Annotated in this window: 17 protein-coding genes; 10 read left to right on the plus strand and 7 right to left on the minus strand. The window is 62.3% G+C overall.

Annotated features, from left to right (window positions below):
* Positions 1 to 70: 70 nt before the first annotated feature.
* From KGA96_RS26015 to KGA96_RS26030, 4 genes are read right to left on the minus strand one after another with little or no spacing between them, the layout of a single operon-like run.
* Entirely contained in the window at positions 71 to 1594 is a 1524-nt protein-coding gene (locus tag KGA96_RS26015) for a long-chain-fatty-acid--CoA ligase (protein WP_223515414.1), read from the minus strand.
* A 4-nt stretch (positions 1595 to 1598) separates the two neighbouring features.
* Positions 1599 to 3155: an acyl-CoA synthetase gene (locus KGA96_RS26020; RefSeq protein WP_046040409.1), complete on the minus strand. Its 1557-nt coding sequence runs from the start codon at positions 3153 to 3155 to the stop codon at positions 1599 to 1601.
* 51 nt (positions 3156 to 3206) lie between these two features.
* A complete protein-coding gene (locus KGA96_RS26025; protein WP_223466271.1) occupies positions 3207 to 4010 on the minus strand; it encodes an enoyl-CoA hydratase/isomerase family protein in 804 nt (267 codons plus the stop codon).
* A 39-nt stretch (positions 4011 to 4049) separates the two neighbouring features.
* Positions 4050 to 5204, minus strand: coding sequence for a CaiB/BaiF CoA transferase family protein (locus tag KGA96_RS26030; RefSeq protein ID WP_223515417.1), 1155 nt, complete (start codon positions 5202 to 5204; stop codon positions 4050 to 4052).
* 197 nt (positions 5205 to 5401) lie between these two features.
* Here KGA96_RS26030 and KGA96_RS26035 point away from each other — a divergent pair, with 197 nt between their 5' ends.
* The 10 genes from KGA96_RS26035 (at position 5402) to KGA96_RS26080 (ending at position 16678) form a co-directional block, all read left to right on the plus strand.
* A complete protein-coding gene (locus tag KGA96_RS26035) occupies positions 5402 to 8233 on the plus strand; it encodes a LuxR C-terminal-related transcriptional regulator (RefSeq protein ID WP_223466268.1) in 2832 nt (943 codons plus the stop codon).
* Between the two features lie 305 nt (positions 8234 to 8538).
* Positions 8539 to 9639 (plus strand): acyl-CoA dehydrogenase family protein, encoded by a 1101-nt coding sequence (locus KGA96_RS26040; protein ID WP_223515457.1) that lies wholly within the window; start codon positions 8539 to 8541, stop codon positions 9637 to 9639.
* A 27-nt stretch (positions 9640 to 9666) separates the two neighbouring features.
* On the plus strand, positions 9667 to 10851 hold the full coding sequence (locus tag KGA96_RS26045; protein ID WP_223509407.1) for a lipid-transfer protein: 1185 nt from the start codon (positions 9667 to 9669) through the stop codon (positions 10849 to 10851).
* Between the two features lie 29 nt (positions 10852 to 10880).
* The gene (locus tag KGA96_RS26050) at positions 10881 to 11321 is read left to right on the plus strand and encodes a MaoC family dehydratase N-terminal domain-containing protein (RefSeq protein WP_223515421.1); all 441 of its coding nucleotides are present in this window, start codon (positions 10881 to 10883) and stop codon (positions 11319 to 11321) included.
* Positions 11322 to 11335: 14 nt separating this feature from the next.
* The gene (locus KGA96_RS26055) at positions 11336 to 11752 is read left to right on the plus strand and encodes a MaoC family dehydratase (protein WP_223515424.1); all 417 of its coding nucleotides are present in this window, start codon (positions 11336 to 11338) and stop codon (positions 11750 to 11752) included.
* 30 nt (positions 11753 to 11782) lie between these two features.
* A complete protein-coding gene (locus KGA96_RS26060) occupies positions 11783 to 12607 on the plus strand; it encodes an SDR family NAD(P)-dependent oxidoreductase (protein ID WP_223515427.1) in 825 nt (274 codons plus the stop codon).
* Between the two features lie 205 nt (positions 12608 to 12812).
* Positions 12813 to 13457: a TetR/AcrR family transcriptional regulator gene (locus KGA96_RS26065; protein ID WP_223515430.1), complete on the plus strand. Its 645-nt coding sequence runs from the start codon at positions 12813 to 12815 to the stop codon at positions 13455 to 13457.
* Positions 13454 to 14086 (plus strand): SDR family NAD(P)-dependent oxidoreductase, encoded by a 633-nt coding sequence (locus KGA96_RS26070; RefSeq protein WP_046040399.1) that lies wholly within the window; start codon positions 13454 to 13456, stop codon positions 14084 to 14086. Before KGA96_RS26065 ends, KGA96_RS26070 begins: the two co-directional genes overlap by 4 nt.
* 84 nt (positions 14087 to 14170) lie before the next feature.
* The gene (locus tag KGA96_RS26075) at positions 14171 to 15751 is read left to right on the plus strand and encodes an arylsulfatase (RefSeq protein WP_223515433.1); all 1581 of its coding nucleotides are present in this window, start codon (positions 14171 to 14173) and stop codon (positions 15749 to 15751) included.
* A 120-nt stretch (positions 15752 to 15871) separates the two neighbouring features.
* The gene (locus KGA96_RS26080) at positions 15872 to 16678 is read left to right on the plus strand and encodes a glycosyltransferase family 2 protein (protein WP_223466261.1); all 807 of its coding nucleotides are present in this window, start codon (positions 15872 to 15874) and stop codon (positions 16676 to 16678) included.
* 75 nt (positions 16679 to 16753) lie between these two features.
* Here the strand turns inward: KGA96_RS26080 and KGA96_RS26085 are convergent, their stop codons facing one another.
* The 3 genes from KGA96_RS26085 to mqo form a co-directional block, all read right to left on the minus strand.
* Positions 16754 to 17398, minus strand: coding sequence for a c-type cytochrome (locus KGA96_RS26085; RefSeq protein WP_046040396.1), 645 nt, complete (start codon positions 17396 to 17398; stop codon positions 16754 to 16756).
* Positions 17399 to 17408: 10 nt separating this feature from the next.
* Positions 17409 to 18668, minus strand: coding sequence for a molybdopterin-dependent oxidoreductase (locus KGA96_RS26090; RefSeq protein ID WP_046040395.1), 1260 nt, complete (start codon positions 18666 to 18668; stop codon positions 17409 to 17411).
* 404 nt (positions 18669 to 19072) lie between these two features.
* The gene (gene mqo, locus KGA96_RS26095; RefSeq protein ID WP_223515437.1) at positions 19073 to 20719 is read right to left on the minus strand and encodes a malate dehydrogenase (quinone); all 1647 of its coding nucleotides are present in this window, start codon (positions 20717 to 20719) and stop codon (positions 19073 to 19075) included.
* Positions 20720 to 20782: the final 63 nt, after the last annotated feature.

The following is a 20782-nucleotide window of genomic DNA, read 5'->3' on the forward strand; positions in this document are numbered from 1 at the left end:
TTCAACACATCCGTCGTCTGACACTCCGCTATCGCGAGCAGGCTCGCTCCTACAAAGTTTTGTGGTGTGGTTACTTGCGCAGTTCGCGTTTGAGGACTTTGCCCGCCGCCGACAGTGGCAGTTCGTCGCGGAACTCCACGCTCTTGGGGCACTTGTAGCCGGCGATGAACTCGCGGCAGAACAGCCGCAATTGCTCCTCATCGGCCTGGGCACCGGGCTTGCACACCACCACCGCGTGAACCGCCTCGCCCCACTGCTCATGGGGAACACCGATCACCGCGCACATCGCCACGGCCGGGTGTCGCGACAGTATGTTTTCGACTTCCGCCGAGTAAACATTTTCCCCACCGCTGACGATCATGTCCTTCAAGCGGTCGACGATGAACAGGTAGCCCTGCTCGTCCATCCACGCCGCGTCGCCGGTGTACAGCCACCCGTCGCGCAACGCCCTGGCGGTTTCCTCGGGCTTGTTCCAGTAGCCCTGCATGATGTTCGGCCCGCGCACAATGATCTCGCCCACCGTGCCGCGCGGCACCTCCTGGCCCTGCGGGTCGACGATCTTCACGTTAACGCCCAGGCCACCGCGCCCTACCGAGCGTGAAAGGCCGCTGATGCGCGCCTCTGGCGTGTGATTGCACGGCAGATTGCTGGACACCACCGGGCAGGCCTCGGTCAGTCCGTAGGAATGTGAAAGTTCGATGTCCGGCAGTCTGGCCAGCACTTGCCCGACCATATCCCCGGCGCTGGGTGAAGCGCCGTAGGTCAGGCGTTTCAGGCTGCCCAGGTCATACTTGTCAAAGTCAGGATGAGCCAACAGCGCAAGGATCATGGTCGGCACCAGCAACGTCTCGGTGACCCGTTCGCGCTCAATCATCTGCAAGGCCTGCAAGGGGTCGAAACTCGACACCAGCACATGGCTTTCACCGGCCAGAAACTGAATCAGTGCACGGGCCATGCCGGCGACATGGAACAACGGCGCGACATGCATCAACAGGCCGCCGTGGATCGGCGGCATGTCCACCATGCGAGGCATGCACGCCGACCACAGGTTCAGGTGCGACTGCATGACACCCTTGGGAAACCCGGTGGTGCCGCCGGTGTACATGATGCAGGCAAGGTCTTCACCGCCCCGCCCGGCGTCTTGCACTGGCGCAGTCTGGGCAATCAATTGCTCGAAACCCGACATGCCGGCCGGCACGTCACCGTCACCCGCATAAATCAACAGCGGCGCACGACGGGCCCTGGCACAAATGCCTTCGGCCAGCGCTGCGAAGTGCTCATCGACGATGAGGATGCCAGTACTGCAATCGTCCAGCGAATAGACGATTTCCGGCACGCTCCAGCGGATGTTCACCGGATTGAGCACCCCGCCGCCCCACCACACGCCCATGATGTATTCCAGGTAGCGGTCGGAGTTCAGCGCCAGCATGCCGACCCGGTCACCGGCCGCCATGCCGAGTTTCTGCAAGGCACCCGCCAGGCGAGCGATCCGTTCGCCAAATTCACGGTAGGTGTGGCGACGCTCGCCATGGATAGTCGCGATGTGGTCCGGGTTCTGTTGCAGCGTGCGTTGCAGGCATTGGGTCATGTACATGCTGTCAGCTCACGCCCCGATCCGTGCCGCGCCAGAACGGTTCACGCAGATCGCGCTTGAGCACCTTGCCCGCACCGGACAACGGCAGTGCAGCACGGAACTCCACGGATTTCGGGGTCTTGTAGCCGGCAATCTGCCGACGGCAGTGTTCAATGATCTGGGCGCTTGCAACCTCGTTGTCCGGCTTGAGCACCACCACCGCGTGCACCGCTTCGCCCCACTGGGCACAAGGAATGCCGATCACTGCGCAGGCGGCGACGGCCGGGTGACTGGCGATGGCGCTTTCCACTTCGCCGGAATACACATTCTCGCCACCGCTGACGATCATGTCCTTGAAGCGGTCGACGATGTAGATGAAGCCATCGGCGTCCATGTAGGCGCCATCGCCGGTGTGCATCCAGCCGCCGCGCAAGGCCTTGGCGGTTTCCTCGGGGTTGTTCCAGTAGCCGAGCATGATGTTCGGGCCGCGCACCACCACTTCGCCGACGGTGCCGCAGGGCACTTCGTTGTCCTGTTCATCGACGATGCGCACCGTGACCCCCAGCCCCGGGCGCCCGGCCGAGCGCAGACGGCCATTGGCGATGCCTTCGGCGCTGTGGTTTTCCGGGCCGTTGGCGGAGATCGGCGGCGCCGCTTCGGTCATGCCGTAGCCTTGGGTGAACTCGACATTCGGCAAGGCCTTGAGCGCCATTTCCAGCAAGGGCACGGCAATCGGCGAAGCGCCATAAGTGAGGCTGCGCAGGCAGCTCAGGTCATGCCTGGCGAAATCGGGGTGCATGATCAGCGCCTGAAGCATGGTCGGCACGATCAGGATATCGGTGATGCGCTCGCGCTCGATGGTGCGCATCACGTCCAGGGCATCGAAGGCCGGAACGAAAATGCTCGGCAGCCCCAGCAGCGAAATCAGGATCACCCGCGACAGCGCCGCCAGGTGGAACATCGGCGCGATGTGCAGGGTCAAGGCGTCCGCCGGCACCGGTACGTCGGCGGCGCGGGCCACGGCAGCGGTCCACAGGTTCATGTGCGACTGCATCACGCCTTTCGGTCGGCCGGTGGTGCCGCCGGTGTACATGATGCTCGCCAGGTCATCGCCGCCGCGAAACGCGTCGTCCACGGGCGTGGCTTCACCAATCAATTGCTCGTAGGACAGCATGCCCTCTGGCAACGGCCCGTCGCCAATGTGAATCAGCAATGGCCGCACCCTGGCGCTGCCGGCAATGCCTTCGGCCAGGGGCAGGAAGGTGTCGTCGATCAGCAGGATGCGGGTGTCGCAGTCGTCCAGCGAATAGACGATTTCCGGCACGCTCCAGCGAATGTTCACCGGGTTGACCACGCCACCGCCCCACCAGGTCGCCAGGAAATACTCAAGGAACCGGTCGGAGTTCAGGCCCAGCAGACCGACGCGATCGCCGGTCTGCATCCCCAGTTGCTGCAAGGCCCCGGCCAGGCGAGCCACCCGGTCGGCCAGTTCGGCATAGGTGCGGCGGCGGTCGCGAAAGACCGTCGCCACGGCATGGGGACGTTGCTGCAGCACGCGGTGCAGGCCTTGGGTCAGATACATGAGGTTCTCCTGTGAATTATTGTTGTCAGGTAACGAACGCGACTCTGGGGATCAGGTACCGGTGTATTTCGGCGAACGCTGCTCGACCTGTGCCATGCGCCCTTCGGCGTGATCTTCGCTGTCGCGCAGCAAGCCCCAGTGCAGATGGGCCTGGGTGACGAAGTCCCGGGGTGCGAGATGGGCGCTCTGCAAGGCCAGGCGCTTGATCGACTGCACCGCGAGCGGGCCGTTGGCGGCAATGCGCTCGGCCAGGTCCAGCGCCGCTGGCAGCAGACGGTCCCTGGGCAACAGCTCGATGATCAAACCGATGTCCAAGGCCTGCCCGGCGTTGATCGATTCCCCGGTCAGCGCCATTTTCATGGCATGGGCCGCTGGAATTGCGCGCAGCAAGTACTGCACGCCACCGGCCGCCGGAATGGTCGCGTCGCACACCTCAGGCAAGCCGAATGTGGCGCTGGCCGAGGCAATGCGCAGGTCGCATTGCAGCGCCAGCTCAAGACCGCCACCCAGGCAGGCACCATTGATGGCGGCAATCACCGGTTTCCAGATGTCCAGGTCACTGAGGTCGAACAGCCGGCTGTAGCCGCCCTCCTCGGCTTCGGTTTCGCGGCTTTTGAGGTTGCCGGCAACAAAACCGGATGCCGCCAGCAACGACTCCTTGTGGCTTGCTCCGCTGCAAAACGCGCGCTCGCCGGCACCGGTCAGGACGATCACCCGCACCTGCTCGTCATCCTGGCAGGCACCCAGGGTCTTGCGCAGGTGCATCAGATCGCTGACGGTCAGCGCGTTGTTCGACTGTTGCGCATCGAGCGTGATGAGTGCCACGTGATCGATGATCTTGAACTGAATGGCCATGGTGTAACTCCTGCGCTGCGCGATTCTTCATGTTGTTTTTCAGGCGCCAAAACCCAGGCCCAGTTCACGCAAGCGCTCGATGGCCGCGGTGTCGAAGCCCCAGTCGCGCAGTGCCGCACCGCCATGCTCACCACGCTCGGGCGCCGGTTGCGGTTGCGCCGATGGCGTGCCGAGGAAACGCGGAGCCGGAACCGGTTGCACCACCCCGTCGACCTCGATGAAGCTGCCACGGGCAATGCCGTGTGGGTGCTTGGCCGCTTCGGCGAGCCCAAGCACCGGCGCAACGCAGGCGTCGCTGCCTTCGAAGGCCTCCTCCCACTGCTTGCGGGTACGACCGAAGAACGCAGCGGTGAGTGCCTCACGCAACCGTGGCCAACCCGCCCGGTCGTGCTGACTGGGCAGGTCTGCGTTGGAAAGCCCGAGAATGTCCAGCATCTGCCCATAAAAGCGCGATTCAATCGGCCCGATCGCCATGTACTGGCCGTCGCGGGTTTCGTAGGTGTCGTACCAGGGCGCACCGCCATCGAGCAGGTTGCTGCCGCGCTGTTCTTTCCAGTGACCACCAGCCAGCAGGCCCCAGATCACCGAGCCCAGCTGCGCCGCACCTTCGGTCATCGCCGCATCGACCACCTGCCCGGTGCCGCCGCGCTGCACATTGAGCAGCGCCGCCAGTACGCCCATCGCCAGCAACATGCCGCCACCGCCGTAGTCACCCACCAGGTTCAGCGGCGGCACCGGCCGACCACCGGCCGGGCCAATACTCGACAGCACACCCGACAAGGCGATGTAGTTCAGGTCATGGCCGGCGCGGTCGGCCATCGGGCCGGTCTGGCCCCAGCCGGTCATACGGGCGTAGACCAGACGCGGATTGCGCAGTAGTGCGACTTCCGGGCCGAGGCCCAGGCGCTCCATCGTGCCGGGGCGAAATCCTTCAATCACCACGTCGGCGCGTTCAATCAATTGCAGCGCGACGGCGACACTGTCGGGGTGTTTCAGGTCGAGGGTGACCGAACGGCGGTTGCGCCCGGTGATGTCCGCGCGCTTGCCCTCAAGCTTCGGCCCCAGGTCACTGGCCTTCTGCGGCCGGTCGATGCGCACCACGTCGGCACCCATGTCGGCCAACAGCATGGTGCCAAACGGCGCCGGCCCGATTGCCTCAAACTCCACCACCCGAATGCCGCTCAGTACGCCCATCGCCAACGCTCCGTGATTCTTCTGGAGCGCCAGCAGCACTCCTATTGTTGTGCCATCCAGTAGATCAATCCCGGCCCCACCGACCACCACCCGCATCGGGTGGTGGCCGCCAAAGACAGGGTCATCCCGCCCATGGTCTGGGTTACACTCGATGAGATTCGGCGCACTCACAAAACAAAAAAGAATCGGACAGCCCCATGGATAAACACCGCAAGTCCAATGCATCGGACACCCATGCCAGCCAGGTCTTCAATCCGGTTCAGTCCCCGATCGTCAGTACCAAACTGACTCCGCCGCGCAGCGCCGGGCGCCTGATTTCCCGCGAGCGCCTGCAGGAGCAAATGCTCAAGGCCCGCCGCCTGCGTTGCATCGTGCTCAAGGGGCCGGCCGGGTGTGGCAAGACTTCGACCCTGATTGCCTGGCGCCAGGCGCTGTTGCCGCTGGGGTTCGATGTGGCGTGGCTGACGCTGTCGGCCGATGACAACGAACTGGCGCGCTTTCTTGACTATCTGTTGGCGAGCCTCGGCCAGATCGACCCGACGCTCGTGCGCGAAGCGACTCAACTGGAAGGTCGCGGCATCGACAGCGAAGCCGTGGAACGCACTGTCATCACTCTGGTGCGCAGCATTGCCAGCCGTGGCCGTGAGCTGGTGCTGGTACTCGACGACCTGCACCACCTGACAGACGTGGGCATTCATCAGGCCCTGCAATGGCTGATCGACTACGCCCCGGCCAACCTGCACCTGGCGCTGGTATCGCGCAGCGTCGTGCCGCTGTCCCTGGCGCGGTTGCGCAGCCAGGAACTGGTGCTGGAGCTGAACCTGCGGGACTTGCGTTTCACCGCCGCCGAATCCGAACAGTTCCTAAAGGCGCAGTTGGGCGAGATCAGCGCCCGGGACGCCCGGATGATGCATGACCTGACCGATGGCTGGGTCGCCGGCCTGCAACTGCTTGCCGTCAGCCGCAAAAAGAATCGCCCGCCTGCCGCCACAGAGGCAACGTCGGTGCAAGCGCAGCTACGGGACGATCAAGCCTTCGCCAGGTTTTTCGAAGTCGAAGTGTTGTCCCACCTGTCACCGACCGACCTGGACCTGTTGCTGCTCATGGCCGTGTGCAACCGTTTCTGCGCCTCGTTGTGCGCGGCCTTGAGCGGTCACCCGCAGGTGGTTGCCGAGGCGAACGCGCTGCTGACGCGGCTGGAGCGGGACAACCTGTTCCTGATTCCGGTGGACAGCACCGAGCGCGAAACCTGGTATCGCCTGCACCCATTGCTGCGCGAAACCCTGCTCAAGTATTTCGACTCGCGAAGCCACGCCGAGCAACAAGCGGTGCACGTTCGCGCATGGAACTGGTTCCGCGAGCACAATCACCTGGATGAAGCGGTGCACCATGCGGTCATGGGCGGCGACCCGTCGGCCGCCGCCGATCTGGTGGAACAACACTGCGAGGCGCTGTACGCCCATGGCGACCTGCGCATGTTGATCGAGTTGGTGCGGCTGTTGCCGGTCGAACAGGTACAGGCCCGGGTCAAGCTGCGCATTCTCAAGACGCGGATGCAGCTGTATGCCAGGGACTTCGTGGCCTGCACCGCCAGCCTCGAACAACTGTTTCGCGACGTTCCCGAGAGCGAAGTCCATGACCGCTTCATGATCTCGCTGCTGCGCGCCTCTTTGGCCCTGCAGCGGGATGACACCGATGCGGCCATGACGGTCCTGCCGCAATTGCTCAACCCGCCTGCGGGCAGCAACAGCGTGGCCATCGGCTCCTGTGCCAACATCCTGTCCTGGCTGTACATGCACCGCGGTGAATACGAAAAGGCCCGGCAGGTGCAACTCGACCGGCCGAACCTGCTGATCAATGGCCAGCCTCTGTTGGGGACCACGGCGGGCAGCCTTCAGGGTCGTTGCCTGATCGGCTTGAGCCTGGCCCTTGAAGGCCAGATGACCCAGGCGGAACGGGTTTACCGCGATGTGTTGCATGAAGCCGGCCAATGCGGCAAGGGCGGTGCCGACGCGACTTATCTCTCCGCTGCGCTGCTTGGCGAAGTGCTGTACGAAACCAACGACCTCGACGCCGCGTTCAAGATGCTCTCGGGCTGGATCGACATTCTCGAACGGATCTCGATTCCCGATTCCGTGCTGCGTGTGCTGCAAGTGCTGTGGAATGTGCAATGGCTGGCGGGCAACCATCAGGAGGCCCTGGCGTTCGTCGAGCGCCTTGATGAGTACGCGATCAAACTCGGCCTGGAGCGCCTGCAAGCCTACTGCCTGACCTGGCAGGTGCGCTGGTTGCTGACACTCGGGGAAACCGCACAAGCCCAGGCCAAGCTGGCGCGCCTGGATGCCATCGACGCGCGCCACCCGGACGCCGGGCACACGGCACTCAAGGAAATCCACATCCTGGCCGAGAACGCCCGCGCTCGCTGGCAACTGGCGCAGGGCGACCTGGACGGCGCCTTCGCACGCATAGAGCAGCTGATCCAAACCTGTGAAAGGCACCGCCGCCAACTTGGAGCGGTACGCCTGATGGTGCTCAGTGCCGTGATCGAGTCCGAACGGGGTCACCATGAGCAGGCGCGGGACAAGGTCATGGAGGCGCTGCGCCGAGGGCAACGCTTCGGCCTGGTGCGCAGCCTCATCGACGCCCATCCGGACGGGTTGAAACTGATCTGCGATATCACCAGCCGGGAAGTCCTGGACCCGGTGCTGGCGTTTTATGTCGAACGCTTGCAGGCCGCCGGGGCCACAGCGCCTGCGGTCTCGAAAACCAAGCCCGCCACGGCGGCAACCAGCAAACCGCTGGCGGCCGGGATCGAGCCCTTGAGCGAACGGGAGATCGAAGTGGTTCGACTGCTGGCCCAGGCCCTGCCCAACAAGAAAATCGCCCGCGCCCTGGGGCTGTCCCCGGAAACCGTGAAATGGCACCTGAGCCATATCTACAGCAAGCTCGGCGTCAGCAGCCGCGATGAAGCGGTGGCGCGGGTGCGGGATCTGGAATCGCAGGGTGATCCAGGCACTGGTACTCACTAACTGCCAATAGAGAAACCTGTGGGAGCGGGCTTGCCCGCGAAGGCGGTGTGTCAGTCAACACAGATGTTGAATTTGCTGGCCTCTTCGCGGGCAAGCCCGCTCCCACAGGGATTGTGTTGTCTTCAGTGATTTTTTAACCGCCACCCACCTCGGGTGGCGTTCACTCGCGCCCCCCCACCTATCGTAACCCTCAGATCACAGGCGCAGTTCGCGCCTTGCGTAAGCGCTCGGCCTATGGCCGGCCTGGCATTTTTGAGGAGTCTTGCGTGCACATCGCCCGAACCGTTTTCCGCGACGACCATGAGATGTTCCGCACCACCGTGCGCCGTTTTTTCGAGCGTGAATGCCTGCCGCGCCAGGCCGCCTGGGACAAGGCCGGTCAGGTCGACCGGGAAACCTGGCTCAAGGCCGGCCGCGAAGGCCTGCTCGGCATCACCCTGCCTACCGAATACGGTGGTGGCGGCGGCGATTTCGGCCACTGCGCGGTGTTCAACGAAGAGTTCGCCCGGGCTGGCGTGAGCGGCGCCTACTTCGGCATGCACTCCGACGTGATCGCCCCCTACATCAACCGTTGCGGCAACGAAGAACAGAAACAGAAATGGCTGCCGGGCATCTGCGCAGGCGAAATCATCCTCGCCATCGCCATGACCGAACCCGGTACCGGCAGCGACCTCAAGGCTGTGCGTACCACCGCCGTGCGCGATGGCGACGAGTACGTGATCAATGGCAGCAAGACCTTCATCAGCAACGGCCTGACCGCCGACCTGGTGATCGTCGTGTGCAAAACCGACCCGGCCGCTGGCGCCAAGGGCATCAGCCTGATTGCCGTGGAAACCGGCCGCGCCGGTTTCAAGCATGGCCGCAAGCTGGAAAAGGTCGGCCAGCACGCCCAGGACACCGCCGAACTGTTCTTCGACAACGTCCGCGTCCCGATGGGCAACCGTCTGGGCGAGGAAGGCCTGGGCTTCAGCTACCTGATGGGTGAGCTGCCGCAAGAGCGTTTCTCCATCGCCGTGTCCGCCGCCGCCAAGCTTGAGCGCCTGCTGGAGCAGACCATCGAGTATGTGAAAGACCGCAAGGCCTTCAACCAGACCGTGTGGGACTTCCAGAACAGCAAATTCAAACTCGCCGACATCAAGGCCCAGGCCACCGCCCTGCGGGTGATGGTCGACTACTACCTGGGCGAACACATGCGCCGCCGGCTGACCCTCGAAGAAGCCGCCATCGCCAAGCTCCACACCACCGAAACCCTGTGGAAATGCATCGACGACATGGTCCAGCTGCACGGCGGCTACGGCTACATGATGGAGTACCCGATTGCCCGCGCGTTCGTCGACATGCGCGTCAACCGCATCTACGGCGGTACCAGTGAAGTCATGCGCGAAATGATCGCGCGCAAGCTCTGAACCTCTCAAACAACAAGGAAAACAACGATGAGCAATAAAGTGTTCGTTGCTGGCGTCGGCATGATCCAGTTCAAGAAACCGGGGACCAACGAGCCCTACGACATCATGGGTGAACAGGCGATTCGCCTGGCCCTGGCCGATTGCGGGCTGGACTTCAGTGACATCCAGCAGGCCTACGCCGGCTACGTCTACGGCGACTCCACCTGCGGCCAGAAAGCCCTGTACCGCGTGGGCATGACCGGCATCCCGCTGATCAACGTCAACAACAACTGCGCCACCGGCTCCAGCGCGCTGTTCCTGGCCCGGCAGGCCGTGGCCAGCGGTGCGGTGGACTGCGCCCTGGCATTCGGCTTCGAACAGATGAATCCGGGCGCATTGAAGTCCGCCTGGACCGACCGCGCCCCGGCCACCGAGCGCGCCCTCAAGCTGACCAACGAACTGGTGGGCATGCCCGACCTGCCGACCGCCATCCGCCAGTTCGCCGGTGCCGGTTACGCGCACATGCAGAAGTACGGCACCCGGCTGGAAACCTTCGCCAAAATCCGCGCCAAGGCCAGCCGCCATGCCGCCAACAACCCGCTGGCCGTATTCCGCAACGTAGTCACCCCGGAAGAAGTCCTGGCTGCGCCAATGTTGTGGGAAGGCGTGCTGACCCGCCTGATGGCCTGCCCGCCGACCTGTGGCGCCGCCGCGAGCATCGTGGTGTCGGAGGCTTTCGCGAAAAAGCATGGCCTGCGCACCGACGTGCTGATGGCCGGCCAGGCCCTGACCACCGACCTGCCGAGCACCTACGACGCCAAGGACATGATCCGCGTGGTTGGTTTCGACATGACGCGCATGGCAGCGGACATCGCCTACAACCAGGCCGGCATCGGTCCACAAGACATCGACGTGATCGAACTGCACGACTGCTTCGCCCAGAACGAGCTGCTGACCTACGAAGGCCTCGGCTTGTGCGCTGAAGGCGGCGCCGAGCAACTGGTCAACGACGGCGACAACACCTACGGCGGCAAGTGGGTAACCAACCCCTCCGGTGGCCTGCTCTCCAAGGGTCACCCGCTGGGCGCCACCGGCCTGGCCCAGTGCTACGAGCTGACCCACCAACTGCGCGGCACCGCCGAACAGCGCCAGGTGCCGAACGCGCGCATCGCCGTGCAGCACAACCTCGGTCTTGGCGGCGCCTGCGTCGTCACCGTGTACCAGAAAAACTGAAGCGACCGGATAATCAAGGAGTCACTCAGATGATCGACAAAAAACACATCGGCAGACAACTGCCCACCTTCCTCGCCACCGCCGAAGCCGGGCAACTGCGCTTCTTCGCCAAGGCCACCGGGGAAACCAACCCGGTCTACTTCGACAAGCAGGCCGCTCGCGATGCGGGGCATCCGAACCTGCCGTTGCCACCGACCTTTCTGTTCTCGCTGGAATTCCAGATCCCGTCCAACGCCTGGCGCTTTGAGCTGGGCATCGTCACCGCACGCATCCTGCACGGTGAGGAGTCGTTCCGTTATCACCGCATGGCCTATGCCGGCGACACCCTGCGCTTCGACGTGCGCATCGCCGACATCTACGACAAAAAAGGCGGCGCGCTGGAATTCGTGGTGCGCGAGACCCGAGTCACCAACCAGCACGGTGAGCACGTCGCGGACCTGCGCAGCGTGCTCGTACAGCGCAACAGCTGAAGCGGAGAACATTGATGAACGCCATAAGCCTGGAAAAAATCAACATCGGCGACACCCTGCCACCGCTGGCGCTGCCGCCGATCAACCGCACCACGCTGGGGTTGTTTGCCGGTGCGTCGGGCGACCACAACGCCATTCACATCGACACCGACTACGCCCGCAAGGCCGGCATGGCCGACGTGTTCGCCCACGGCATGTTGTCGATGGCCTACCTCGGTCGCCTGCTGACCCAGTGGGTCGATCAGCGCCAGTTGCGCGAGTTCGGCGTGCGCTTTCTCGGCATCACCCACTTGGGCCACCAGATCACCTGCACCGGCACTGTCGTCGAGCGCTTTGAAGTCGACGGCGAGCAACGGGTCAAGGTCGAAGTGCGCACCATCAATCAATACGGCGACACCAAAATTGTTGGTGACGCTGTGATCGCTCTGTAAACAAACCGAATAATTGAGGAGCAACACCCCATGGCAAAACTCGACGGCAAAGTCGCACTGGTCACCGGTTCCGGTCGTGGCATCGGCCAGCAGATCGCCCTGAAACTGGCAAGCGAAGGCGCGCGCATCGTGATCAACGACCTGGACGCCGATCCGGCCCATGAAACCGCAGAACTGATCCGCAAGATGGGTGGCGAAGCCGCGGTGTGCCACGGCAACGTCAGCGCCCCGGATTTCGCCGAGCGCTACATCAAGACCGCGATGGACAACTTCAACGGCATCGACATCATCGTCAACAACGCCGGCTACACCTGGGACGACGTGATCCAGAAGATGACCGACGAGCAGTGGTACGCGATTCTCGACTGCCACATGACCGCACCGTTCCGCATCCTGCGTGCCGCCTACCCGATCATCAAGGCGCAGGCCCAGGCGGACGCCGCAGCAGAGCGCGAAGTGTTCCGCAAAGTGGTGAACATCTCGTCAGTGTCGGCCCTCAACGGTAATGCCGGGCAGATGAACTACTCCTCGGCCAAGGCCGGTGTACTGGGCATGACCCGCGCGCTGGCCCGGGAATGGGGCCGCTTCAAGGTCAACGTCAACGCCGTGGCCTTCGGTTTCATCGAAACCCGCATGACCAGCGCCGACGCCCATGCCGGTGCCACCGTGAACATCGAAGGCCGCGACATCCGCGTCGGCATCAGCCCGGAAGCGGCCAAATCGTTCGCCCAGCGCAACCCGCTCGGCCGCCCGGGCACCACGAAGGAAGCGGCCGACGCCGTGTACCTGTTCTGCTCGCCGGAGTCGAACTACATCACGGCCCAGACCATCGCGGTGGCCGGCAATCTGCAGTAACCGACAAGCAACAAGCAAAACCACTGTGGCGAGAGAGCTTGCTCCCGCTGGGCTGCGAAGCGGCCCCCGACAATCTGTCAGTTGCTGCGCATCGGCAGAGATACGACTGCTTCGCAGCCGAACGGGAGCAAGCTCCCTCGCCACAACTGCCCCCTCGCCACATTGGCTCTGCTGACTTTGAGATCGATGACCGCAGGATCACATCATGAACATGACTGAAACCAATATCCGCCAGGCCGCCATCAAACTGATCTCGCGTAATGGCTACGGCTCGATGAGCCTTCGGCAGCTGGCGGCTGAATCGGGGATCAACCCCTCGACGCTGTACCTCTATTACCAAGGCAAAGGCGAGTTGCTGCTGGAGCTGGTTCTGGAATATTTCCAGGGGATTTCCCAGGCATGGGCACGCAGCCGCCCCGCCGTTGCGCGGGCCGATACGAAACTGCGCACGTTCATCGCCTGCCATGTGCGTTATCACCTGGAACATCAGGATCAGGCCATTCTCGGCAACCTGGAATTGCGCAGCCTGGATGAACAATCCCTGACCCAGGTCCGCCAGGCGCGACGGGTTTACCTCAAGGGTCTGCAAGATCTGCTGGAGCAAGGCGTGCGTGAAGGCTCGCTCAGCTGCGCCGAACCCAAACTGATGGCGCGCACCCTGTTCAACATGCTGACGCATGCCTGTGTCTGGTATCAGGCCGATGGCCGCTGGAGCGTCGACGACGTGATCCGCCATTACTCGGAACTGGTGCTGAAAATGCTCGGTGCCGTGCCCATCGCATCACCTCGCACAACCGTGCGCCGTGCAGCCATTACACGCCGCACTATGCCGATGGAGGCAGTTTCATGAGCGACCTCATGCAGCCCTTTTCCATGGCCGGCAAAACCGTATTGGTAGCCGATGCCACCACCCGGCTCGGCGCCCATTTCGCCCGCCTGATCAGCCTCGCCGGCGCCCGTGTGGCCCTCGGCGCGCAATACCCTGCGCAACTTGAGCAGCTGGTAGCCGACCTGCGCTGGGAGGGTGGTGAAGTGCTGATCGTCAGCCTCGACAGCGCCCGCCGTCCCAGCATCGAAGCGGCGCTTGAGGCCGTCGAGGAACGCTTCGGCAGCATCGATGTACTGATCAACAACAGCGCCGAGCGTGAGCATGTGGTGCTGAACAATCACCTGGTCCATTGCACCAGCCTGCACATGATCAAGGCCGAACGTGGCGGCAGCATCGTCAACATCGAACCGCCGCCCCGACCGATCAGTGAGCCCAACCCTTGTTTGCGCTCCAACAGCAGCCTGATCCGCATGAGCCGGGCCATGGCCCAGTCACTGACGCCGCACCGGATCCGGGTCAATGTGATTGCCGCCGGACGCGGCAACGACGCGGGTCTGCAGGAACTCAACGGTCCCTTGCTGTTGCTGGCCAGTGGCGCGGGTGCCAGCGTCACCGGTGCGGTGTTGCATATCGACAACCACGCCACCTGATATGGGTGGCGTTTAGTTTCTGACGCCCCTTGAACATCGGAACCGGTCGCCCTGCGCGACGCCCGTCAACAAGGAGCCAGTCAGATGACTCGCATAAAAAAGTGGCTGCCGAAACTCGCCTTGGTGGCGACAACGGTCATGGCAATGGCGGCGAATGCCGCTGACAAACCCAACATCCTGGTGATCTTCGGCGATGACATCGGCCAGACCAACATCAGCGCCTATTCCATGGGTGTGGTCGGCTACAAGACACCGAACATTGATCGCATCGCTCACGAAGGCATGCTGTTCACCGACTACTACGCGGAGAACAGCTGCACCGCCGGGCGCTCGTCGTTCATCACCGGCCAGTCACCGCTGCGCACCGGCCTGACCAAGGTCGGCGTGCCTGGGGCGCCGGTCGGTATCCAGAAACGCGATATCACCCTCGCCCAGGCCCTCAAGTCCCAGGGTTACGCCACCGGCCAGTTCGGCAAGAATCACCTCGGCGACCGCGACGAATACCTGCCGACCAACCACGGTTTCGATGAGTTCTTCGGCAACCTGTACCACCTCAACGCCGAAGAAGAACCCGAGCGCCCGTACTGGCCCAAGGACGACCCGGACTTCGTCAAATCCCGGACTCCCCGTGGCGTGATCCACAGCTACGCCGACGGCAAGATCGAAGACACCGGCGCACTGACCACCAAGCGCATGGAAACCATCGACGACGAAACCACCGCCGCCGCGCAAACGTTCATCGAGAAACAGGCCAGGGCCGACAAGCCGTTCTTCGTCTGGATGAACACCACGCGCATGCATGTGTTCACCCACGTGCGTGAATCGATGAAAGGCCAGAGCGGCATGCCCGGCAACGATTACGCCGATGGCATGATCGAGCACGACGGTGACGTCGGCAAACTGCTGCAGACCCTCGACGACCTGAAGATCACCGACAACACCATCGTCGTCTACACCACCGACAACGGCCCGAACCAGTTCTCCTGGCCGGACGCGGCAACCACGCCGTTCCGTAACGAGAAGAACTCCAACTGGGAGGGTGCCTATCGCGTACCGGCGATTGTGCGTTGGCCGGGCAAGATCAAGGCCGGTGAAGTGTCCAACGAGATGTTTTCGGGCATGGACTGGTTCCCTACCCTGCTCGCGGCGGCTGGCGATACCGAGGTGAAGGACAAGCTGTTGAAAGGCTGGTCACCTATCTCGGGCGGCACCAGTTTCAAGGTGCACCTGGACGGCTACAACCAGTTGCCCTACCTGACTGGCCAACAGCCTAAAGGGCAACGCCGCGAGTTCTACTACTTCAACGACGACGGCGTGCTGGTGTCCATGCGCTTCGACAACTGGAAAGTGGTCTTCGCCGAACAGCGCGAACCGGGTGGTTTTGCGGTATGGAGCAGCCCGTTCGTGCCGCTGCGGGTGCCCAAGCTGTTCAACCTGCGCATGGACCCGTATGAGCGGGCTGACCTGGTCTCGGACCAGTACAACGACTGGCTCGTGAAGAACTCCTACCTGCTGGCCGCAGGTGTGGCCAAGGCTGCGCGCTTCCTGCAGACCTTCATCGAGTACCCGCCGAGCCAGAAACCCGCCAGTTTCAGCGTTGATCAGATTCGCGCGGCGGTCGATGCGAAAATCGAAGAAAGGCAGAAAAACCAGGCCAAACCCTAAGCGCCTCTCCAAGCCGACGCCGACTGAATGCCAACGGCCAACCCGCCCAGGTGAAATTAAGCTTGGGCTAAGGTTGTTCCTTTAATCTTCGACACTTTCGGGTCGTCGAGCATTTCGAAGATGGGTAGTGTCGATACAAACGCCAAACCTCCGTTCAGCATCGTTCTGGTTAATTACAAAACCCCCGAGCTCACCAGGATCTGCCTGGAGCTGTTGCAGGAGCATGTCCAAAAAGCCGGCATTGCGGTCTGGGTGGTCGACAACGGTTCGGCGGACGCCAGCGTCGAATATTTGCGCTCGCTCGACTGGATCAACCTGATCGAGCGCGATGCCCCTACCAAAGAGCCGGGGCACATCGCCCACGGCAAAGCGCTGGACATGGCGCTGGCCAGGGTCAGCACCGACTATCTGTTCCTCATGCACACCGACACGTTCGTCTTCGATGCAAACGTCTTTGCGATGATGATGGAGCACTGCACCAAGGATCAAAACGTCATCGCGGTCGGTTGCACCGAGCAACTCAACCGCGGACTGCCAAGGACCGTTTGGCGCTTCACTTCACGCCTGATCAAGCACCACTACCGACGCTTGAAGCAATCGCTGGGCCTGCGATCAAAGGAGCCGAAACCCTACCGGGAAACCTACGTGAAAAGCTTTTGCACGCTGTGGAATGGCAGACTGATGAAGCAGCAGGGTTTGCATTTTCAGATCGATGACCGTGTGCCCGGTTATGAGCTGCAAGACCGCGTGATCGGGCTTGGCTACAAAGTCGTGTTTCTTTCTCCCGGCAAAATCTTCAAGTACCTGGATCACGTCCAGTCCGGCACCGTCGCTGCTGCGGGCGGCTATGGCCAAGATCACCGGCGGACCAAAATGTACCAGGACATTCTCAAGCGCTTCGGCGCGACCAACTCCTCGATGTCTTGAATAAACCCGCACCACAAAAAAGCCCACTGATCGTTGCCGGTTCAGTGGGCTTTTGTGCATCAGGCTAACGCTGATTCACTGCTTCATGATGAACGTCGCCAGGCTTTTCAGGTCGTCCGAGCTCAACTGCGCGAACGGTGGCATGGGCACATCCCCCCACTTTCCGCTACCGCCGTGCTGAATGCTCGACATTACCCGGGCCAGCCCCTGCGGGTCATTGGCATACTTGGCCGCCACATCGTGATAGGCCGGGCCGACGACCTTATGATCGACCGCGTGACAGGACAGGCAGGCGTTGTCCTGGAGCAAGGCCGAGGCAACTTTCGCTACCGACACCGTGGGTGGCTGATCCGCCGGCGGGTTGGAGACCGCCTGAACATCGGCATCGCTCGCCTTCGCACTGCCGTAAGTCACCGCCAGGTAAGCACCGATAACACTCACATCCTGGTCGCTGATCGGAGCGCCGTACACGTGCTGCATCTTGCCCGCTTCGGCGGTCCACTGCGCCAGGCTCATGCCCGGCGGCTGGAAGTTGATGTAATCGGCCGAATGGCAGACAGAACACTTCTGCTGCGCCAAAGCGTAGCCAGGCATCGTGCTGGGCTTGAACACCGCCGTTTCAGGCGGCAGCGTAATGGACAGCGGCGCGGCGCCAGCCAGGGTGGTGAGAAAAACCGGAGCCGCGCAGAGCAAGGCGGTCATGCATTTCACAAGTTTCATGCGGCCCTCCTCAGGCGACGGTCACGTGGGTGGTTTCGACGACGTGGCGGCGGTAGCCAGCGGGGTTCCAGTCGGCTTGCAGCGGCTGCGTCTCGCCGGCACTGTTGCTGGCTCGCACCATCAACAGAGTGGCGCCCTTGCCGGTAAAGGTGATCGGCAGTGTCCACTCACGAAAGGAGTAACGGCCAAGGTCCTGCCCGAGTTGGGTCTCGCGCCAGGTTTTTCCACCGTCGATCGACACCTCAACCTTGTTGACCCCAACGCCCCCGTCGAAAGCGATGCCCTTGAGCAGCACGCTTTTGTTCAGCGGCAATACATCGCCGTGTTTAACGCTGGTGATGAAACTGCGCACCGGCAATTTGGAGATCGGCACGGTTTTCGCCGCCGTGGTGCCGGGGGCAATGCAGAAGCAATCGTTGTCTGGAACCCGGTACCCCTTGGCCATGAAGAAACCGTCGAAGGTATGGTCGACGACTTCGATCTCACTCAGGTGCTTGACCCAGTACGTGCCGAAATAGCCTGGCACCACCAGGCGAATCGGGTAACCGTTGAGAAATGGCAGGTCGGTGCCATTCATCGACCAGGCGATTATCGGCTCGCCGTCCATGGCATGGCTGATGTCCAGCGCCTTGATGTACTCCGGCGTGCTTGGCAGCACCGGTTTATCGAGCCCACGGAAGGTCACTTGTTTGGCCTCGGCTTTTACCCCCGCCTTTTCCAGCACAGCCTTGAGCGGTACCCCCACCCACCGCGCATTGCCCATTGAGCCATTGCCCAACTGAGCGCCGAACACCCGGGGCATCGAGAAGCCACGGCTGTTGCCCGAACATTGATTCACGGCGACCACTTCAACCGGTTCGGCAAGGGCCTTGAGCTCGGCAAGGGACAGTGACAACGGCGTGTCGACCGTGCCCTTGATCGTCAGGCGGTAGCTGTCCGGATCGATGCTGGTCGGGAAATTGGCCAAGTGGTAACGCACGAAAAAGGCGTCATTAGGCGTGATCGGCCCTTCGTTGAAGACGGGGAATGGCGTCTCCAGATGCGGCGGCCGCGTGGTCACCAGGGTCAACGGGCGTTTTTGCGGGTATTGCACCAGCGGTCGTGGGCCGGCGGCAAAGGTCACTTCCTCCGCGGATTCGCTGGCCGCTGCGGATTCGTCGGCTGCCCTGGCCAGGCTTGCCAACGGCGAGGCCGCCAAAGCCAGAGTGAAAGCATCGCGTAAAACCCGCCGACGGGTCGGTTTGCTGTTGTCTACAAAGCTGAACTTCATTCTGCGCTCTCTATGATTTGTTTTATTGAGATGCAACTGACTGTGGGAGCGAGCTTGCTCGCGATGTCGTTAACGATAGCGCGTGCTTACTGACTAACCGTAGCGCACTTGAGTCAATCGTCGGAACGCCGCCCGGAGCAAGCTCGCTCCTACAAATTCCCGCCAGGGCGGAGAGGTATCAGGCTTACGGTTTCGCCTTACCGTGGTCGGTAAACAAATCAGTATCGTCAGGGCCAAACTGTCTGCTTCTCATTGAGCGTCAGTGACTTGACAATTGATGACAGGCCCCCCCGTTATGGACGGCGTGGACACTCCGGGTTCAAAGCGCTGCCTGTGCCATCGCCCACAAAAAAACCCACTGACCGTCGCCGGTTCAGTGGGCTTTTTTTGATCCGGCAGTCTAATTAGAGAGCCATATCACTCGCAGCATTAGCCTTCGGTGCCTTAACAGCAGTGTCTACAGTCACTGGCTTCACAGCCGGCGCGATCACCGCGGGTGGCGGAGTCAGTTCCAGCACCTTGGCGGTGTAGGCCCACTCTTCAGCGACTTTCTCAGGGCTGGCGTTCAGCTGAGTGCCGTAGCTCGGTACGATCTGGTGCAGTTTTGCCTGCCAGTCAGGGGTCGCGACCTTGTCCTTGAAGACTTTCTGCAGCACGGTCAGCATGATCGGTGCAGCGGTCGATGCGCCTGGGGAGGCGCCCAGCAGGCCGGCGATGCTGCCGTCTTGGGAAGCGACGATTTCGGTGCCCAGTTTCAGCACGCCACCGGCGGCTTCGTCACGCTTGATGATCTGCACGCGCTGGCCGGCTTGCCACAGGCGCCAGTCTTCAGCCTTGGCGTTCGGGAAGTACTCTTTCAGAGCGTTCATGCGGTCTTCGTCAGACAGCATCAGCTGGCCTGCAAGGTACTCGACCAGCGGGTATTCCTTGATGCCGACCTTGGTCATTGGCCACACGTTGTGAGTGGTCGTGGTGGTCAGCAGGTCCAGGTACGAACCTTCTTTCAGGAACTTGGTGCTGAAGGTCGCGAATGGGCCAAACAGGATCACGCGCTTGCCGTCCAGCACGCGGGTGTCCAGGTGCGGAACCGACATCGGCGGAGCGCCAACAGAGGCTTTGCCGTAGGCCTTGGCCAGGTGTTGCTCGGCGATGGTCGGGTTCTCGGTCACCAGGAACGAGCCTCCTACCGGGAAGCCTGCGTATTCCTTGGCTTCAGGAATGCCGGACTTCTGCAGCAGGTGCAGGGCACCGCCGCCGGCGCCGATGAACACGAACTTGGCGTCGGTTTCGGTCTTGCTACCGTCTTTGAGGTTCTTGTAGCTGACGCGCCAGCTGCCGTCTTCGTTCTTGGTGATGTCCTGCACTTCGCTGGACAGCTTCAAGTCGAACTTCGGTGTGGTTTGCAGGTGTGCAACGAACTGGCGGGTGATTTCGCCGAAGTTCACGTCAGTACCCAGCGGACTCCAGGTGGCCGCGATCTTCTGGCTCGGGTCACGCCCTTCCATCATCAGCGGCACCCACTGCTTGATCACAGCCGGGTCTTCGGAGTACTGCATGCCAGCGAACAGCGGGCTCGCTTGCAGGGCTTCGTAGCGTTTTTTCAGGAACTTGATGTTGTCATCACCCCACACGAAGCTCATGTGCGGCGTGGAGTTGATGAACGAACGCGGGTTCTTCAGCACGCCTTGCTGAACCTGCCAGGCCCAGAACTGACGGGAGATCTGGAACGCTTCGTTGATTTCAACGGCCTTCGGGATCGAAACCTTGCCGTTCTCGTCTTCCGGGGTGTAGTTCAGCTCGGCCAGGGCGGAGTGACCGGTACCAGCGTTGTTCCAGCCGTTGGAGCTTTCCTGGGCGACGCCGTCGAGGCGCTCGACCATTTCCATCGACATGCCAGGTTCCAGCTCATTGAGCCACACACCCAGGGTCGCGCTCATGATGCCGCCGCCGATCAGCAACACATCGACTTTCTTTGCCTCTTCCGCGTGGACGGAAGACATCCCCATGGACAAAGCCAGCCCCAGCAGGGCCGTGTTCACTTTCTTAAACATCTGTAGCACCTATGATAAAACGCCATCCGCCCTTCCATCCTCACGCGCACAGCCCCGTGTTTC

This window comes from Pseudomonas sp. GL-R-26, assembly GCF_019947365.1.
Taxonomy (GTDB): Bacteria; Pseudomonadota; Gammaproteobacteria; order Pseudomonadales; family Pseudomonadaceae; genus Aquipseudomonas.

Excerpts from the sequence above, each read along its gene's own strand:
- KGA96_RS26085 (WP_046040396.1), bottom strand. The coding sequence starts at position 17,398 with ATGAAACTTGTGAAATGCATGACCGCCTTGCTCTGCGCGGCTCCGGTT.
- KGA96_RS26065 (WP_223515430.1), top strand. The coding sequence starts at position 12,813 with ATGAACATGACTGAAACCAATATCCGCCAGGCCGCCATCAAACTGATC.
- KGA96_RS26080 (WP_223466261.1), top strand. The coding sequence starts at position 15,872 with ATGGGTAGTGTCGATACAAACGCCAAACCTCCGTTCAGCATCGTTCTG.
- KGA96_RS26025 (WP_223466271.1), bottom strand. The coding sequence starts at position 4,010 with ATGGCCATTCAGTTCAAGATCATCGATCACGTGGCACTCATCACGCTC.
- KGA96_RS26015 (WP_223515414.1), bottom strand. The coding sequence starts at position 1,594 with ATGTACATGACCCAATGCCTGCAACGCACGCTGCAACAGAACCCGGAC.
- KGA96_RS26020 (WP_046040409.1), bottom strand. The coding sequence starts at position 3,155 with ATGTATCTGACCCAAGGCCTGCACCGCGTGCTGCAGCAACGTCCCCAT.
- KGA96_RS26070 (WP_046040399.1), top strand. The coding sequence starts at position 13,454 with ATGAGCGACCTCATGCAGCCCTTTTCCATGGCCGGCAAAACCGTATTG.
- KGA96_RS26050 (WP_223515421.1), top strand. The coding sequence starts at position 10,881 with ATGATCGACAAAAAACACATCGGCAGACAACTGCCCACCTTCCTCGCC.
- KGA96_RS26075 (WP_223515433.1), top strand. The coding sequence starts at position 14,171 with ATGACTCGCATAAAAAAGTGGCTGCCGAAACTCGCCTTGGTGGCGACA.
- KGA96_RS26060 (WP_223515427.1), top strand. The coding sequence starts at position 11,783 with ATGGCAAAACTCGACGGCAAAGTCGCACTGGTCACCGGTTCCGGTCGT.
- KGA96_RS26045 (WP_223509407.1), top strand. The coding sequence starts at position 9,667 with ATGAGCAATAAAGTGTTCGTTGCTGGCGTCGGCATGATCCAGTTCAAG.
- KGA96_RS26055 (WP_223515424.1), top strand. The coding sequence starts at position 11,336 with ATGAACGCCATAAGCCTGGAAAAAATCAACATCGGCGACACCCTGCCA.
- KGA96_RS26030 (WP_223515417.1), bottom strand. The coding sequence starts at position 5,204 with ATGGGCGTACTGAGCGGCATTCGGGTGGTGGAGTTTGAGGCAATCGGG.
- KGA96_RS26035 (WP_223466268.1), top strand. The coding sequence starts at position 5,402 with ATGGATAAACACCGCAAGTCCAATGCATCGGACACCCATGCCAGCCAG.
- KGA96_RS26040 (WP_223515457.1), top strand. The coding sequence starts at position 8,539 with ATGTTCCGCACCACCGTGCGCCGTTTTTTCGAGCGTGAATGCCTGCCG.
- mqo (WP_223515437.1), bottom strand. The coding sequence starts at position 20,719 with ATGTTTAAGAAAGTGAACACGGCCCTGCTGGGGCTGGCTTTGTCCATG.
- KGA96_RS26090 (WP_046040395.1), bottom strand. The coding sequence starts at position 18,668 with ATGAAGTTCAGCTTTGTAGACAACAGCAAACCGACCCGTCGGCGGGTT.